This is a genomic window from Pseudomonas sp. BN505 (assembly GCF_029873175.1).
Taxonomy (GTDB): Bacteria; Pseudomonadota; Gammaproteobacteria; order Pseudomonadales; family Pseudomonadaceae; genus Aquipseudomonas; species Aquipseudomonas putida.
Genome location: NZ_SSOI01000067.1, coordinates 563,259 through 579,693 on the forward strand (window position 1 = coordinate 563,259; position 16,435 = coordinate 579,693).

Annotated in this window: 13 protein-coding genes; 9 read left to right on the forward strand and 4 right to left on the reverse strand. The window is 64.4% G+C overall.

Features of this window, described 5'->3' with window-relative positions; all coding sequences use genetic code 11:
• Nucleotides 1–2: 2 nt before the first annotated feature.
• Nucleotides 3–956: a glutathione synthase gene (gene gshB, locus E8E78_RS25030; RefSeq protein ID WP_049275541.1), complete on the reverse strand. Its 954-nt coding sequence runs from the start codon at nucleotides 954–956 to the stop codon at nucleotides 3–5.
• Nucleotides 957–1,108: 152 nt separating this feature from the next.
• Between gshB and E8E78_RS25035 the strand changes: the two genes are divergently transcribed.
• From E8E78_RS25035 to E8E78_RS25065, 7 genes are all read left to right on the forward strand, one after another.
• Entirely contained in the window at nucleotides 1,109–1,510 is a 402-nt protein-coding gene (locus E8E78_RS25035) for a response regulator (protein ID WP_016501972.1), read from the forward strand.
• Nucleotides 1,511–1,557: 47 nt separating this feature from the next.
• Nucleotides 1,558–1,923 carry a twitching motility response regulator PilH gene (gene pilH, locus E8E78_RS25040; RefSeq protein ID WP_016489541.1) on the forward strand — a complete coding sequence of 122 codons (366 nt, stop codon included), beginning with the start codon at nucleotides 1,558–1,560 and terminating at the stop codon, nucleotides 1,921–1,923.
• Nucleotides 1,920–2,474 (forward strand): chemotaxis protein CheW, encoded by a 555-nt coding sequence (locus tag E8E78_RS25045; protein ID WP_016489540.1) that lies wholly within the window; start codon nucleotides 1,920–1,922, stop codon nucleotides 2,472–2,474. The genes pilH and E8E78_RS25045 overlap by 4 nt, the downstream gene beginning before the upstream one ends.
• Nucleotides 2,475–2,521: 47 nt before the next feature.
• Nucleotides 2,522–4,546: a methyl-accepting chemotaxis protein gene (locus E8E78_RS25050; protein ID WP_280314910.1), complete on the forward strand. Its 2,025-nt coding sequence runs from the start codon at nucleotides 2,522–2,524 to the stop codon at nucleotides 4,544–4,546.
• A gap of 23 nt (nucleotides 4,547–4,569) precedes the next feature.
• Nucleotides 4,570–9,513 (forward strand): Hpt domain-containing protein, encoded by a 4,944-nt coding sequence (locus tag E8E78_RS25055; RefSeq protein ID WP_061202580.1) that lies wholly within the window; start codon nucleotides 4,570–4,572, stop codon nucleotides 9,511–9,513.
• Complete coding sequence (locus E8E78_RS25060) at nucleotides 9,506–9,979, forward strand: chemotaxis protein CheW (protein ID WP_049272963.1); 474 nt, start codon at nucleotides 9,506–9,508, stop codon at nucleotides 9,977–9,979. The genes E8E78_RS25055 and E8E78_RS25060 overlap by 8 nt, the downstream gene beginning before the upstream one ends.
• 96 nt (nucleotides 9,980–10,075) lie before the next feature.
• Nucleotides 10,076–10,693 carry a hemolysin III family protein gene (locus E8E78_RS25065; RefSeq protein ID WP_049272964.1) on the forward strand — a complete coding sequence of 206 codons (618 nt, stop codon included), beginning with the start codon at nucleotides 10,076–10,078 and terminating at the stop codon, nucleotides 10,691–10,693.
• Here the strand turns inward: E8E78_RS25065 and E8E78_RS25070 are convergent, their stop codons facing one another.
• The 3 genes from E8E78_RS25070 to E8E78_RS25080 all read right to left on the reverse strand — a co-directional run bounded on the left by E8E78_RS25070 (nucleotide 10,694) and on the right by E8E78_RS25080 (nucleotide 13,554).
• The gene (locus tag E8E78_RS25070; protein WP_049272966.1) at nucleotides 10,694–11,413 is read right to left on the reverse strand and encodes a 16S rRNA (uracil(1498)-N(3))-methyltransferase; all 720 of its coding nucleotides are present in this window, start codon (nucleotides 11,411–11,413) and stop codon (nucleotides 10,694–10,696) included.
• Nucleotides 11,414–11,576: 163 nt separating this feature from the next.
• Nucleotides 11,577–12,983, reverse strand: coding sequence for an adenosylmethionine--8-amino-7-oxononanoate transaminase (locus tag E8E78_RS25075; RefSeq protein ID WP_049272967.1), 1,407 nt, complete (start codon nucleotides 12,981–12,983; stop codon nucleotides 11,577–11,579).
• A 79-nt stretch (nucleotides 12,984–13,062) separates the two neighbouring features.
• Nucleotides 13,063–13,554: a hypothetical protein gene (locus E8E78_RS25080; RefSeq protein WP_049272969.1), complete on the reverse strand. Its 492-nt coding sequence runs from the start codon at nucleotides 13,552–13,554 to the stop codon at nucleotides 13,063–13,065.
• A 210-nt stretch (nucleotides 13,555–13,764) separates the two neighbouring features.
• On the opposite strand from E8E78_RS25080, the gene E8E78_RS25085 reads away from it, so the two are divergent.
• A complete protein-coding gene (locus E8E78_RS25085) occupies nucleotides 13,765–15,621 on the forward strand; it encodes a flavin monoamine oxidase family protein (protein WP_061202579.1) in 1,857 nt (618 codons plus the stop codon).
• A 257-nt stretch (nucleotides 15,622–15,878) separates the two neighbouring features.
• Nucleotides 15,879–16,430 carry a cytochrome b gene (locus tag E8E78_RS25090; protein WP_019471547.1) on the forward strand — a complete coding sequence of 184 codons (552 nt, stop codon included), beginning with the start codon at nucleotides 15,879–15,881 and terminating at the stop codon, nucleotides 16,428–16,430.
• The last annotated feature ends 5 nt before the right edge of the window (nucleotides 16,431–16,435 follow it).

Below are 16,435 nucleotides of genomic sequence, written 5' to 3' on the forward strand. Positions count from 1 at the left end.
TGTCAGCGCGCCTTGAGCTGGCGATCAATGGCATCCATCAATTTGCCACCGATATCGGTGTTGTAGGCAGCATCGATCTCGCGGATGCAGGTGGGGCTGGTGACGTTGATTTCGGTGAGGTAGTCGCCGATCACGTCCAGGCCCACGAACAACAGGCCCTTCTCGCGCAGGGTCGGGCCGACCTGGGCGGCAATCCAGCGGTCGCGCTCGGTCAGCGGGCGCGCTTCGCCACGCCCGCCAGCGGCCAGGTTGCCACGGGTTTCGCCGCTGGCCGGAATACGCGCCAGGCAGTAGTCCACTGGCTCGCCGTCGATCATCAGGATGCGTTTGTCGCCGTCCTTGATCGCTGGCAGGTAAGCCTGGGCCATGATCTGCTGGGTGCCCAGTGCGGTCAGGGTTTCGAGGATCACCGACAGGTTGGGGTCGCCAGCGCGGTGACGGAAGATCGACGTGCCGCCCATGCCATCCAGCGGCTTGAGGATCACGTCAACATGCTTGGCAGCGAATTCGCGAATGATGTCCGGGCGGCGGCTGACCAGGGTTGGGGTGGTGCACTGCGGAAACAGCGTGGCGAACATCTTTTCGTTGCAGTCGCGCAGGCTCTGCGGGCGGTTGACCACCAGCACGCCATCATTCTCGGCCTGCTCCAGCAGGTAGGTGCTGTAGACGAACTCCATGTCGAAGGGTGGATCCTTGCGCATCAGGATCACGTCCAGCTCGGCCAGCGGGCAGTCTTGCTCCTCGCCCAGCTCGAACCAGTGCGCCGGGTCGGCGAACACCTTCAGCGGGCGCATGCGGGCGCGGGCCTTGCTTTCGCCCTGGTACAGGTCTTGCTGTTCCATGTAGAACAGGCTCCAGCCGCGTGCCTGGGCGGCCAGCAGCATGGCCAGCGAACTGTCCTTCTTGTAGGAGATGGACGCGATGGGGTCCATGACAATGCCGAGGCGAACGCTCATGGGGTGGTTCCTCTTGGCGGCAGGTGGCCGCGATGGCGAAAGAAAAGTGGCTCAGGGTGGCGCCGCGAACGCCGCCGGTCAAGGGGCGGCGCAGATGGAATGGCCACCCGGAGTATGCTAAAAGTGCAGCTAATTTCCATTGGTAGGCGTCTATGGAACAACCCCTGAAGGTGATGGTGATCGACGATTCCCGCACGATCCGCCGCACCGCGCAGATGCTGCTCGGTGAAGCGGGCTGCGAGGTGATCACCGCCAGCGACGGCTTCGATGCTCTGGCCAAAATCGTCGACCACCAGCCCAGCATCATCTTCGTTGATGTGCTGATGCCGCGCCTGGACGGTTACCAGACCTGCGCCGTGATCAAGCACAACAGCGCTTTCAAGGACACCCCGGTGATCCTGCTGTCGTCGCGCGATGGCCTGTTCGACAAGGCCCGCGGGCGGGTGGTCGGCTCTGATCAGTTCCTGACCAAACCGTTCAGCAAGGAAGAGCTGCTCGACGCGATCCGCGCCCACGTGCCCGGGTTTACCGCGCCTCCACAACACGCACCCTGACCGCGCCCCGCCATGGCACGGCCTTACTTTCCTGATGGGGAAACAGCATGGCCCGAGTTCTGATTGTCGACGACTCGCCGACAGAGATGTACAAATTGGCCGGATGGCTTGAAAAGCACGGTCATGAGGTGCTCAAAGCCAGCAACGGTGCCGACGGCGTGGCGCTGGCGCGTCAGGCAAAGCCCGATGCAGTGTTGATGGATATCGTCATGCCTGTTCTCAACGGCTTCCAGGCGACCCGGCAATTGAGCAAGGACCCCGAGACCAGCGCCATTCCAGTATTGGTCGTTACCACCAAAGACCAGGAAACCGATCGCATCTGGGCAAAGCGCCAGGGCGCGAGGGGTTTCGTGACCAAGCCCGTGGAAGAAGACGACCTGATCGCCAAGCTCAAAGAAGTGCTAGGCGCTTGACCACCCGCCCGCAAGGCGCGTCGCTGACCGCCTTCGAGCTGTTGCTGGACATTGACCGGCGCTGTCGCCTGCTGGTCGCCGACCAACCGCCGCAAGACAACCGCCTGCAACAGTGGAGCGGTATCGGTTTTCGCATTGCCGGGCAGTGGTTTGTCGCGCCCATGGGCGAGGTGGCCGAGGTGCTGCGTGAACCGCGCAGCAGCCGCGTCCCCGGTGTGCAGCCATGGGTGTGCGGGGTAGCCAACCTGCGTGGCCGGTTGTTGCCGGTGATGGACCTCAGCAGCTTCTTCGGCCTGGGCCACGCCGCCCCGGGCAAGCAACGGCGGGTGCTGGTGCTGGACCACGAGGCCTTGTTCGTCGGCCTGCTGGTGGACGAGGTACTGGGCTTGCAGCACTTCGACCTGGACAGCCTGCAGCTCTCGCCGCCCCAGCCACTGCTGCGCGCCGCTGCACGTTTTGTGCAGGGGCATTTCCCGCGTGAACGCAATTGGGCGATCTTCAGCCCCTTCGCCCTGGCCCAGGCGCCGGGCTTTCTCGATGTGGCGTTATAGGACCTGCGAACGTGAACAAGCCTGCCACCTCCGTTACCGCAACCACCGTGAGCCCGCGTACCCGCAGCATCGCGCAGATCACTGTGCTGTTTTTGATCCTGATCCTGTCGATCATCCTGTTGTTCGCCAACTTCGCGTACCTGAACACCCAATCCAACTACGACAAGCAGTACATCGGCCATGCCGGGGAACTGCGAGTGCTGTCGCAACGTATCGCCAAGAACGCCACTGAAGCCGCTACCGGCAAGGCCTTGGCATTCAAACTGCTATCGGATGCGCGCAACGATTTTGAGCGGCGCTGGGGCTACCTGCGCCAGGGTGACAAGTCCACAGGCCTGCCGCCCGCGCCGCCCACGGTGCGTGACGAGATGGAATCGGTACGCCGCGACTGGGAAAACCTGCGCAAGAACACCGACACCATCCTGGCCAGCGAGCAGACTGTGCTGTCGCTGCACCAGGTAGCGGCGACCCTGGCCGAAACCGTGCCGCAGTTGCAGGTGGAATACGAGAAGGTGGTCGAGATCCTGCTGCAAAGCGGCGCCCCGGCCAACCAGGTGGTGGTGGCCCAGCGCCAGCTGTTGCTGGCCGAGCGCATCCTTGGTTCGGTCAACACTGTGCTGGCCGGTGACGATGCCGCAGCCCAGGCGGCCGACGCTTTTGGCCGCGATGCCGGGCGCTTTGGCCAGGTGCTGGAGGGCATGCTCAACGGCAACGCGGCAATCCAGATAACCCGCGTAGAAGACGCCGACGCCCGCGCGCGGCTGGCGGAAATCGCCGAACTGTTCCAGTTCGTCGCCGGTTCTGTGGATGAAATCCTCGAAACCTCGCCCGAACTGTTCCGCGTGCGCGAAGCTGCCGGCAACATCTTCAGCCTGTCGCAAACCCTGCTCGACGAAGCGTCGCACCTGGCCAACGGTTTCGAGAACCTGGCCGGCGGGCGCACCCTCGATACTGTGGGCGGCTATGCCCTGGGCGTGCTGGCGCTGGCCTCGATCATTCTCATCGGCCTGGTCATGGTGCGCACCACCAACCGCCAGCTGCGCGAAACGGCGGAAAAGAACGAACGCAACCAGCAGGCGATCATGCGCCTGCTCGACGAAATCGAAGAGCTGGCCGATGGCGACCTGACCGTGACCGTATCGGTAACCGAAGACTTTACCGGCGCCATTGCCGACTCGATCAACTATTCCGTGGACCAGCTGCGCGACCTTGTGGCCACCATCAACCACAGCGCCGTGCAGGTGGCTGCGGCCGTGCAGGACACGCAAAACACCGCTCGCCAGCTGGCCAAGGCGTCCGAGCACCAGGCCGAGCAGATCAGCGAGGCCTCCGAGGCCGTCGGCGACATGGTCGAGTCGATCGACCGGGTGTCCGCGCATGCCTACGAATCGGCCAAGGTAGCCGAACGCTCGGTGGCCATCGCCAACAAGGGTAATGAGGTGGTGCACAACACCATCAATGGCATGGACAACATTCGCGAGCAGATCCAGGACACCGCCAAGCGGATCAAGCGCCTGGGTGAGTCTTCCCAGGAAATCGGCGACATCGTCAGCCTGATCGACGACATTGCCGACCAGACCAACATCCTGGCCCTCAACGCGGCGATCCAGGCCTCGCTGGCCGGTGAGGCCGGCCGTGGTTTTGCCGTGGTCGCCGACGAAGTGCAGCGCCTCGCCGAACGCTCGTCATCGGCTACCCGCCAGATCGAGGCGCTGGTGCGCACCATCCAGGCCGACACCAACGAGGCGGTGATCTCCATGGAGCAGACCACCGCCGAGGTGGTGCGCGGCGCCCGCCTGGCCCAGGATGCCGGGGTGGCGCTGGCCGAGATCGAAGGGGTATCGCAGAACCTGGCCGACCTTATCCACAGCATCTCCGACGCTGCCCAGCTGCAAACCTCGTCGGCCGGGCAGATCTCCCACACCATGGCGGTCATCCAGCAGATTACCGCGCAGACCTCCGCCGGCTCCGGTGCCACTGCCGACAGCATTCGCCACCTGGCCCGCATGGCCAGCGAGATGCGCCGTTCGGTGTCCGGTTTCACCCTGCCACCACCTGCCGAGCCCAAGTGAGGCGCGGCGCCGAGGAAGTGACCATGGCATCTGCTGCTGTAAGCCCCGAGCGCCACGACACGGTGGCGCTGGCCTGGACCAAGGCTGCCATTCTCGACTGCCTGGGCCAGGCGCGCCAGGCGCTGGAGCGTTTTGCCGGCGAGCCCGGCGACCTGTCGATATTGGCCTTCGTGGTCGACAACCTGCACCAGGTGCACGGCTGCCTGCGCATGCTCGAACTGCGAGGCGCGACGCGCCTGGCCGAAGAGCTGGAACTGTTCGCCAAGGCTCTGGCCGACGGCCAGGTGAGCCCGCGGGGTGATTGCCTGGGGGCGTTGTTCCGCGGCCTGGAGCAATTGCCCTCATACCTTGAGCGCTTGCGCGGTGCGCGCCACGACCTGCCCTTGGTGATGCTGCCGCTGCTCAACCAGCTGCGCGCGTGCCGTGGCATTGAGCCGCTGGCCCAGGCCAGCCTGATCAGCGGTGCTGCGCAGCGCTTTGCCGGCTCCGACGACCTGGCCAACCTCGACCTGTCGCTGGGTAACTGGCGCGATCAATTACAGGCCGGGCCAGGCCGCGATGCCCTGCGTTCGGTGGTGACCGCGTTGTGCGACGACCTGATGCGCATAAAGGAGCGCCTCGACCAGTTCGTGCGCAGCGACCGTCAGCACAGCGAGCAGCTCGATGCCCTGCTGGCGCCGCTGCGCCACGTAGCCGACACCCTGGCTGTGCTGGGCTTCCAGCAACCACGGCGGGTGATCATCGACCAGGTGCTGGCGCTGCAGGCCCTGGCCCAGGGCGAACGGGCGGTAGACGACGCGGTGTTGATGGATGTAGCGGGCGCCCTCTTGTATGTGGAAGCCTCCCTTAACGGCATGGTCGGCCCGCTGGAGGAAAACGGCCAAGGCGGGCTGCCAGGTTCGGACCTGGCCGAGATACGCCAGTTGGTGCTGAACGAATCGCTGAACGTATTGCAGCAGGGCAAAGACCTGATCGGCGATTACCTGGAGTCCGACTGGCCCCGGCAGCGCCTGCAACCCTTGCCGGGGCTGTTGCAGCAGGTTCGCGGGGCGTTGGCCATGTTGATGCTGCCCGCCGTGGCCGAGCTGATCGCCGGCTGCGCAAGCTATGTGCAGCGTTGGTTGCAGCACCTGGAGGATGAGCCACCCGCTGACGAGCTGACCCACCTGGCCGAGGCCCTGAGCGCCGCTGAGTGCTACCTGCAGTGGCGGGTGGCCGACCCGCTGGCGGATGGCCAGCCGTTCATCGACATGGCGCGCGCCAGCCTGGCGGCGTTGGGCGTGCACTGTGCGCAGGCGGACGCCCGCGCGGGCCTGGATGCCGAGGGCGATGGTATTGATGACGAGCTGCGCGAGGTGTTCCTCGAAGAAGCGGGCGAGTTGCTGCCGGAAATCGAGCGCCACTGGTTGCGCTGGCGTGCGGACAACCAGCAGCGCGGAGCACTGGGGGAAGTGCGCCGCGCGCTGCATACACTCAAGGGCAGTGGACGCATGGTGCATGCCGAGGCGGTGGCCGAACTGGCCTGGGGCGCCGAGCACCTGCTGAACCGGGTGCTGGAGGGTCGAAGTGTGCTCAGCCCTGAAGGCGTGGTGGCCCTGCAACAGGTGTTCGTCCATCTGCCCGATCTGCTGGCCGACTTTGCCGCCGGCCAGCTGCCGCAACTGACCGAAATCGAACAACTGGCGGGGCACCTGCATGCCTTGGCTGAAAACGACGCACCCGCGGCGGCCCATATCGATGGCCTTGATCCGCAATTGCTGGATATCTTCCGCAGTGAGGCGCTGGGCCATCTGGCCAGCCTCGATGCCTTCCTGCAGGGCGCCGACGGCCATGACACGCCGGTCAGCGATGGCCTGCAACGTGCCCTGCACACGCTCAAGGGCAGCGCCGCCATGGCCGGGGTGATGCCGGTCGCCGAGCTGGCCACCGCCTTCGACCGCCTGGCCCGTGAATACAAGGGCCATCAACTGCCCCTGCAAATGGCCGAGATCGAATGGCTGGAAGCCGCGCGCTCGCTGTTCCATCTGGGCCTGGCGCAACTGGACAGCACGCCGCTGGCAGCCATCCCTGGCGCAGCGGAGCTGATCGAAACAGTTGGCCAGGCAGTAGATAACCGCCTGGCCAGCGTGCATGACGAACCGCAGCATGCCCGGCGCAGCAAGCGCGACCCGCAGTTGGTTGCCAGTTTCCTCGCCCAGGCCATGGACATTCTGCTCGATGCCGAGTCGTTGCTGTCGCGCTGGCAGCAACAGCCTGGCCAGCGTGACGCACTGGATACACTGCTCGACCAGATGACCACCCTGGGCCACGCCGCGCACCTGGCCGACCTGTGGCAGATGGATGAGGTGTGCGAGGCCTTGCTGGACCTGTATGGCGCGGTAGAAGAGGGCAGCCTGCCCGCCGATGCACGCTTTTTCGCCCAGGTGCAGCACGGCCATGAAGCCCTGCTGGACATGCTCGACGAAGTGGCGGCCGGGCAGGATATCGCGTCACGGCCAGAGCTTGTCGATAGCCTGCGCAACCTGCTGGACCAGGCCCTGGCCCCGGATGCCACCGGCCTGGTGGGCATCGACACGGTCACCCCGCTGCACCCGGACATGGACCTGACGGCTACCCTGGGGCTGTCGCATACCCCTTTGCAGCCAGAGGTGGCCGAGCCACTGCCTGAAGAGCCGGAAAGCCCCGGCGAAGAGCTGCTGGAAGTGTTCCTCGAAGAAAGCTCGGACATCGTCGAGAGCGCCGCCGCATCCCTGGCACGCTGGCAGGCCGACCCGCGCAGCAGCGTCGAGGTGGACAACCTGATGCGCGATCTGCACACCCTCAAGGGCGTGGCGCGCATGGTCGAAATTGCCCCGATCGGAGATTTGGCCCACGAACTGGAGTTTCTCTACGAGCTGCTGGCGGCCGGGCGTTTGCCGCCGAGCCCGCCACTGTTCGCGTTGCTGCAGAACTGCCATGACCGCCTGGCGCACATGCTTGATGCCGTGCGCCTGGGGCAGCCATTGCATGCTGCCACGGCGCTGATCGACTATATCCGTAACTTCAGCAGCGCAGCCCTGACCGACAGTGCAGCTGGCCAAGGGCCGGTCGAAGCCGCCACCAGCGAGGTGCCGGCGACAGCGCCAGAGCGGGCGCCAGGCGACATGGTCAAGGTTGACGCCGAGTTGCTCGATGACCTGGGCAACCTGGCCGGTGAACACTCGATCATCCGTGGGCGCATCGAGCAGCAGGTCAACGATGCGCAGTTCACCCTCAACGAGATGGAAACCACCCTGGAGCGCATGCGCGACCAGTTGCTGCGCCTGGACATCGAGACCCAGGGGCGGATCTCCAGCCGCCAGCCGTTCGAAAGCGATGCCTATGATGACTTCGACCCCCTGGAAATGGACCGCCACTCGCAGTTGCAGCAACTGTCGCGGGCCTTGTTCGAGTCTGCCTCGGACTTGCTCGACCTGAAGGAAACCCTGGCCCAGCGTGCCCAGGAGGCCTACAGCCTGCTGCAGCAGCAGGCGCGGGTGAACAGCCAGTTGCAGGAAGGCCTGACCGCCACCCTGATGGTGCCCTTCGAACGCCTGGTGCCACGCCTGCAGCGTGTGGTGCGGCAAGTGGCCAGCGAGCTGGGCAAACAGGTGGAACTGGTGGTCGGCAACGCCGAAGGCGAACTGGACCGCAGTGTGCTCGAACGCATGGTGGCGCCGCTGGAGCACATGCTGCGCAACGCAGTCGACCATGGCCTGGAAAGCCGCGAAGCGCGGCTGGCTGCTGGCAAGCCGGAGCAGGGCACCATCCATTTGAATTTGCTGCACGAAGGCGCCGATATCGTTATCGAAATGATTGACGACGGTGCCGGTGTACCCCTGGATGCGGTGCGGCGCAAGGCCATCAAGCGCGGCCTGCTGGACCCGCAGGCGGACTTGAGCGATCACGAGATCCTGCAGTTCATCCTGCGCCCGGGTTTTTCCACCGCCGAGAAGATCACCCAGATATCCGGGCGGGGCCTGGGCATGGACGTGGTGCACGAGGAGGTCAAGCAGCTGGGTGGCTCGATGAGCATTGAGTCGGCCCAGGGCAAGGGTGCACGCTTCTTGATCCGGCTGCCGTTCACCGTATCGATCAACCGTGTGCTGATGGTGCACTTGGGCGAAGAGCAATACGCGATCCCGCTCAACACCATCGAGGGCATCGTCCGCGTACCGCCGGCAGAGCTGGCGGCTTGTTATCAGCTGGACACGCCCCGCTATGTCTACGCCGGCCACGAATACGAGCTGCGCTATCTGGGCGAGTTGCTGCAAGGCCTGCCGCGCCCCGCGCTGCTGGGGCAGAGCGTGCCGTTGCCGGTGCTGCTGGTGCATTCCAAAGAGCAGTCGTTCGCCATCCAGGCCGACAGCCTGTCGCCCAGCCGCGAGATTGTGGTGAAGAGCCTGGGGCCACAGTTTGCTGCGGTTGCCGGATTGTCGGGGGCGACGTTGCTGGGCGATGGCCGGGTCGTGCTGATTCTCGACCTGCTTGGCCAGTTGCGCGGCCAGCAGCGGCGCCTGGCCCGCTTGCCCGGCGGTGGCACCCAGCGCCAGTTGCTCGGCCCGGCTCCGCGGCGCGCGTTACTGGTGATGGTGGTGGACGATTCGGTGACCGTGCGCAAAGTTACCAGCCGCCTGCTGGAGCGCCACGGCATGAGCGTGCTGACGGCCAAGGACGGGGTCGATGCCATGGCCCTGCTGGCAGAGCACCGCCCCGACGTATTGCTGCTGGACATTGAAATGCCACGCATGGACGGCTTCGAGGTGGCCACGCGCATTCGCCGTGACGAGCGGTTGAAGGACCTGCCGATCATCATGATTACTTCACGCACCGGGCAGAAGCACCGCGACCGTGCCATGGCCATCGGCGTCAACGAATACCTGGGCAAGCCGTACCAGGAGTCGCTGCTGTTGCAGAGCATCGCCCATTGGAGCCAGGCCCATGCTTGAACTGATTTCCGGCCAGCGCAGCAGCCTGACCGGGCTGTTGCTGCCGTTGGGTGACCGTACCCTGGTGTTGCCCAACGTGGCGGTGGCCGAGCTGAGCGGCCAGCGTAACCTGGTGTGCCAGCCCGGCGACCCCGCCTGGCACCTGGGCTGGATCGACTGGCGCCAACAGCGCCTGCCGCTGATCGGCTTCGAGGCGGCGTGCGGTGGTGAAACACCGTGCGGTGAGCGGGCCCGGGTGGTGGTGCTCAATGCCCTGGGTGATACCGGCCTGCGCTACCTTGCGCTGTTGCTGCAAGACATACCGCGCTCGTGCAAGCTCGACAGCCAGTTGAATTACGTGGATGTGGCGCTGGGCAGGCTGGAACTGGCGGCGGTGCAGGTGGGCGAGCAGGTGGCTCGGGTACCGGACCTGGTTGCACTGGAAAGGCTGGTGCGTGACGCGGATCTGCAACCTGACATTGGGTAGGATGATGCTTGTGCGGGCCTCTTCGCGGGCATGCCCGCGAAGAGGCCATCAGCATCACATCAGGAACCCAGCCCACCTGAAGAGGTCTGTGTTTGCATGTATTACGGTGAACGCTTCAACGCCTGGACCCACCTGGTCGGTGCTGTCCTGGCCAGTTTCGGTGCCATCTGGCTGATCGTGGTCGCGGGCCTGCAAGGCGATCCGTGGAAGATCGTCAGTTTCTCCATCTACGGCGGCACGCTGCTGTTGCTGTACAGCATCTCCACCCTGTACCACAGCACCCGCGGGCGGGCGAAGGTCATCATGCGCAAGCTCGATCACCTGTCGATCTACCTGCTGATCGCCGGTAGCTACACGCCATTCTGTCTCGTCAGCCTGCGTGGCCCCTGGGGCTGGAGCCTGTTCGGCGTGGTCTGGGGGCTGGCGGTGATCGGCATGTTGCAAGAGATCAAGCCGCGCTCCGAAGCGCGGGTCCTGTCTATCATCATTTATGCCGTGATGGGCTGGATCGTGCTGGTGGCAGTGAAGCCGTTGCTGCACTCGCTGGGCGGCGCCGGCTTTGCCTGGCTGGCCGCCGGCGGGGTGTTCTACACCGTGGGCATCATCTTCTTCGCGCTCGACAGCCGTTTGCGCCACGCACACGGCATCTGGCACCTGTTCGTGATTACCGGCAGCCTGCTGCACTTCGTGGCGGTGTCGTTCTACGTGCTCTAGTTAAAAATCGCCCCACAATTGCTGTGCCACCGACAGCGCCACCACTGGCGCAGTTTCGGTGCGCAGCACCCGTGGACCAAGGCGGGCGGCGTGGAAGCCGGACGCTTTGGCCTGCTCGACTTCGGCCTCGCTCAGGCCGCCCTCGGGGCCGATCAGAAACGCCAGGGTCGCAGGTTTTTCGTGGCTGGTAAGCGGCTCGGCCACCGGGTGCAGGACCAGTTTCAGGTCCGCCTGGGTGCTGCCCAGCCATTCGGCCAGGGTCACGGGTGGGTGGATGACCGGCAAGGTAGAGCGGCCGCATTGTTCGCAGGCGCTGATCGCCACTTGGCGCCAGTGGGCCAGGCGCTTGTCGGCGCGCTCGTCTTTCAACCGCACTTCGCAGCGTTCGCTGACGATCGGGGTGATCTCGTTGGCGCCAAGCTCGGTGGCTTTCTGGATCGCCCAGTCCATGCGCTCGCCACGGGACAGGCCTTGGCCGAGGTGCACGTGCAACGGTGAATCGGCCTGGCCGGCGAGGGCCCGGTCGAGGCAGACGCGTACGGTTTTCTTGCCCACTTCAAGCAACTGGCCTAGGTATTCCTGGCCGCTGCCGTCGAACAGCTGCACGGCGTCGCCGGGGGCCATGCGCAGTACGCGGCCGATGTAGTGGGCCTGGGCTTCGGGCAGGTCGTGCTCGCCAAGGCTCAGGGGGGCGTCGATGAAGAAGCGGGACAGTCTCATGGGTTTGCTCGGTAAATAGAGAGGCACAGATCCCCTGTGGGAGCGGGCGTGTCGATGCGTCGAACCGCCGCGAATCAGGCGCTGCGGTGCCTGGCAAGGGCTTCGCCCTTGTTCGCGGGCACGCCCGCTCCCACAGGAAAAGTGGTGTGGCGAATTGCCGGGCCTAGCCCGGGTCGCGGAAGTCGGGGTGGAAGTTGGCCGGCACGGCAACACTGACGCTGTTGCGGGTGGCGATGTCGATGCCTTCGCTGGCAACTTCAGCAAGAAAGTCGATCTGCTCCGGGGTGATCACATACGGCGGCAGGAAGTACACCACGCTGCCCAGCGGGCGTAGCAGGGCGCCGCGGGTCAGGGCGTGTTCGAACACCTTGAGGCCACGTCGCTCTTGCCAGGGGTAGGCCACCTTGCCAGCTTTGTCCTTGACCATCTCGATGGCCAGGGCCATGCCGGTCTGGCGGACTTCGGCAACGTGTGCATGATCGGCCAGGTGCGCAGTGGCAGTGGCCATGCGCGTGGCCAAGGCCTTGTTGGCCTCGATCACGTTGTCCTGTTCGAAGATGTCCAGGGTCGCCAGCGCCGCAGCGCACGCCAGCGGGTTGCCGGTGTAGCTGTGCGAGTGCAGGAACGCGCGCAGGGTCGGGTAGTCGTCATAGAACGCCTGGTAGACCCTGTCGGTGGTCAGGCAGGCGGCCAGCGGCAGGTATCCACCAGTCAGGGCCTTGGACAGGCACAGGAAGTCTGGCCGGATGCCGGCCTGTTCGCAGGCGAACATCGTGCCGGTACGGCCAAAGCCCACGGCAATTTCATCGTGGATCAGGTGCACGTCGTAGCGGTCGCAGGCCTCGCGCAGCAGCTTGAGGTACACCGGGTGGTACATGCGCATGCCGCCGGCACCCTGAATCAGCGGCTCGACGATCACGGCGCTGATCGAGGCGTGGTGCTCGGCCAGGGTCTGCTCCATGGCGGCGAACATGTTGCGAGAGTGCTCTTCCCAGCTCATGCCCTCTGGGCGCAGGTAGCAGTCGGGGCTGGGTACCTTGATCGTGTCCAGCAGCAACGCCTTGTAGGTTTCGGTGAACAGCGGCACATCACCTACCGACATGGCGGCGATGGTTTCGCCGTGATAGCTGTTGGTCAGGGTGACGAAGCGCTTCTTGTCCGGTTTGCCGACGTTCTGCCAGTAGTGGAAGCTCATCTTCAGCGCCACTTCGATGCAGGACGAGCCGTTGTCGGCGTAGAACACCCGGTCGAGACCGGCCGGGGTCATGGCCACCAGGCGTTCGGACAGCTCGATTACCGGCTGATGGCTGAAACCGGCCAGGATCACGTGCTCCAGTTGGTCGACCTGGTCCTTGATGCGCTGGTTGATGCGCGGGTTGGCGTGGCCGAACACATTGACCCACCAACTGCTCACCGCGTCCAGGTAGCGTTTGCCTTCGAAGTCCTCCAGCCACACGCCTTCGCCGCGCTTGATCGGGATCAGCGGCAGCTGCTCGTGGTCTTTCATCTGGGTGCAGGGGTGCCACAGGACCTTGAGGTCGCGTTGCATCCACTGATCGTTGAGGCCCATGGGCACTTCTCCTGGCTTTGCGGCGTGGTTCGACCGCGTAAGCCTAAGCAATGCCGCAAGGCAGGACAACCGCTGCCTTTCAATGGCGGTGGGTGCCGGTCCATTCGAGCCGCCGGATGTGCACGGTACCGGCCTGCGAAGTGGAGATGGTCAGGCGGCGGAAGGGGCCGTCGATCACCTGGTGGTAAGGGTTCGTGGCGATGGGGCCAGGGCGCAGGTCGCGAAACCCGCTGCCTTCCACGGTGAGCCAGTAGAAGTTGCGCGGTATCGGGGTGGCCAGGTCGCAATCTACTCTTTCAGCATCGAACAGCATGTGCAGGTCGTCGCAGAGAAAGTCGCTGACTACGTAGTATTCCAGGCGCAGGCACTCGACTTCCTGGGCGAACACGATTTCTACGTCGCTGTGTTCCCCGATGACCAGTTCGGTACCTTCTTCACCCTTGAACGCTTCATGAAAGCCGGTCCACGAGGTGCTGTTGGAGCGGATACTCAGGCCGGAGGCTGTATGCAGCGTCTTTTTGTGCCACAGAAACTGCCGTTCGACGTGTTGGAAGTGCTCCTCGAAGATCATGCGCGTGCCCTCCTGGTGGGGCTTCTGGCTATCTTGACCAGCTTCGCTTGCCGCCGTGTGATATGGCTACTGGCAAAAATGTCAGTTGCCAAAAGGACTTGATGTCACTGCGCTGGCAGGGTGGTCGGACCTGACGTATTCTTAACGCATCTTCCCGGGGCATTCCTGCCTCTCCCCGTTTCTGTAACCTCTGACTCGGAGTCCGCCGACATGGCTGCTGCTTGGGTGCGCCTGTGCGCGTTGGTATTGATTGGTGTCTCCAGCGGCGCCGCGCTGGCTAAGGACAAGACGCCCACGGCGATTGTCGTGGGTGGCGGCCTGGCGGGCCTGACGGCAGCGTACGAGCTGCAGAACAAAGGCTGGCAGGTGACCCTGCTGGAGGCCAAGTCGGGCATGGGCGGGCGTTCGGGCCTGGCCACCAGCGAGTGGATCGGCAATGCCAAGGCGCAGCCGGTGCTCAACCAGTACCTTGACCGTTTCAAGCTTGAAACACTGCCGGCACCGGAGTTCGTGCGTACCCCCGGTTACCTGATCGACGGTGAGTACTTCAGCGCCACCGACCTGGCCACCAAGCAACCGGCTACCGCCGAAGCGCTCAAGCGCTACGAGAAAACCCTTGATGACCTGGCCCGTTCGATCGATGACCCGCTGAACCCGCAGGCAACCAGCACGCTGTTCGCCCTCGACCAGATCAACGTCTCCACCTGGCTGGACAAACTTCAACTGCCGGCCACCGCCCGTCAGTTGGTCAACCAGCAGATACGTACCCGTTACGATGAACCGTCGCGCCTGTCGCTGCTGTATTTCGCCCAGCAGACCCGTGTGTACCGCGGTGTCAGCGACCGTGACCTGCGTGCCGCGCGCCTGCCCGGTGGCAGCCCGGTGCTGGCCCAGGCCTTCGTCAAGCAGCTGAAGACCATCAAGACCAGCTCGCCGGTCACCGCCATCGTCCAGGACAAGGATGGCGTAACGGTAAAAGTAGGCAGCGTCGGCTACCAGGCGGATTACCTGGTCATGGCCGTGCCGCTGCGTGCCCTGGCCAAGATCCAGATGACCCCGGGCCTGGACACCCAGCACGTGGCGGCGCTCAGAGGCACCAACTATGGCTGGCGCGACCAGCTGATGCTCAAGTTCAAGAAGCCCGTGTGGGAAAGCCGCGCGCGCATGTCGGGCGAAATCTTCAGTAACGCCGGCCTCGGCATGCTGTGGATCGAGCCAGCGCTCAAGGGCGGCGCCAACGTGGTGATCAACCTTTCCGGCGACAACGCCCGCCTGCTGCAGGCGTTCGGCGACAAGCAGATGGTCGATCAGGTGTTGATCCGCCTGCATGCGTTCTACCCGCAGGCCCGTGGTGCCTTCACCGGTTACGAGGTCAAGCGCTACAGCACTGACGCCGGTACCGGCGGCGCTTACCTGGCCTATGGCCCGGGGCAGATCAGCAAATACTGGCGCCTGTGGGAGCGCCCGGTGCAGCGCATCACCTTTGCCGGTGAACACACCGATGCCCTGTACCCGGGCACCCTGGAAGGCGCCCTGCGCAGTGGCCAGCGTGCGGCCAGCCAGGCACAGGACCTGTTGGCCGGGAAGTCGTTCGACCCCGCCAAAGCGGTGCCGGTTGCGGCGGCAGGGGCCGCGGCGGCCAAGGACAGCAAGGGCGGGTTCTTCTCCAATATGTTTGGTGGTTCGTCCGACAAGGCCGACAAGGCTGACAAACCGCCGGTCAAGGCTGAGCCGAAGCAGGCCGAAGAGGCCAGGCAGGACAAGCCAGGTTTCTTCAAACGCCTGTTTGGCGGGGCGGATACGCCAGAGGTGAAGGCTGAGCCAATCGCCAAGGCAGAGGAAGTGGCGCCGGCACCTGCGCCTGCTCCCCAGGCCGTGCCGGCTCCGGCAGCGCCTGCACCTGTCATCAAGGAAGCGGCTGCCAAGCCTGCGGCAACCAAGGCCGCCCCGGCCAAGCATGCGCCGGCGCACAAGCCGGCGCATAAGCCTGCCGAAACCAAGAAGGCAACTGCCAAATCCGAGCCGACCAAGAAACCTGTGGCCAATACCCAGGCCAAGGCTGGCTGATTGATCGACAGTGCCGGACCCTTCGCAGCACAAGGCTGCTCCTACAGGCATCGCATACCCCCTGTAGGAGCAGCCTTGTGCTGCGAAGAGGCCTGTACTGGCAACCTCAACTTCCCCGACTATCGTTAATGTTTCCTTAATGGCAAGCTTACAGAATACATATCGGATTTCTCGATAAACCGAAGCAACTTTTTCCGCTTTTCTTCGATACGTTACGCGTTAGTCTGTGCACAGCTTTCTCGGGGATACACGCCAACATGCAACTGCGCAATTCACCTTCTCGCTACGGCGTGGTCAGCATCATCCTGCACTGGGGCGTGGCGCTGGCAGTCTTCGGCCTGTTCGGCCTGGGCCTGTGGATGGTCGGCCTCGACTATTACAGCCCTTGGCGCAAAGCCGGCCCGGACCTGCACAAAAGCATCGGCCTGGTGTTGCTGGCGGTGATGCTGCTGCGGGTAGTCTGGCGTTTCATCAGCCCGCCACCACCTGCCCCCGCCAACCATGGCGCAGTCACGCGCCTGGCGGCCAAGCTTGGCCACTTGGCCCTGTACCTGGGTCTGTTTGCGGTAATGGCTGCCGGATACCTGATTTCTACCGCCGACGGCGTCGGCATTCCGGTGTTTGGCCTGTTCGAAGTGCCGGCACTGATCAGCGACCTGCCTGACCAGGCAGATGTTGCGGGTGTGATTCATCTCTGGCTGGCCTGGGGCCTGGTGATTTTTGCCGTGCTGCATGCCCTGGCAGCGCTCAAGCACCATTTCATCGACCGTGACGCGACCCTGACTCGCATGTTGGGCCGCAAAGCTTGACTCTC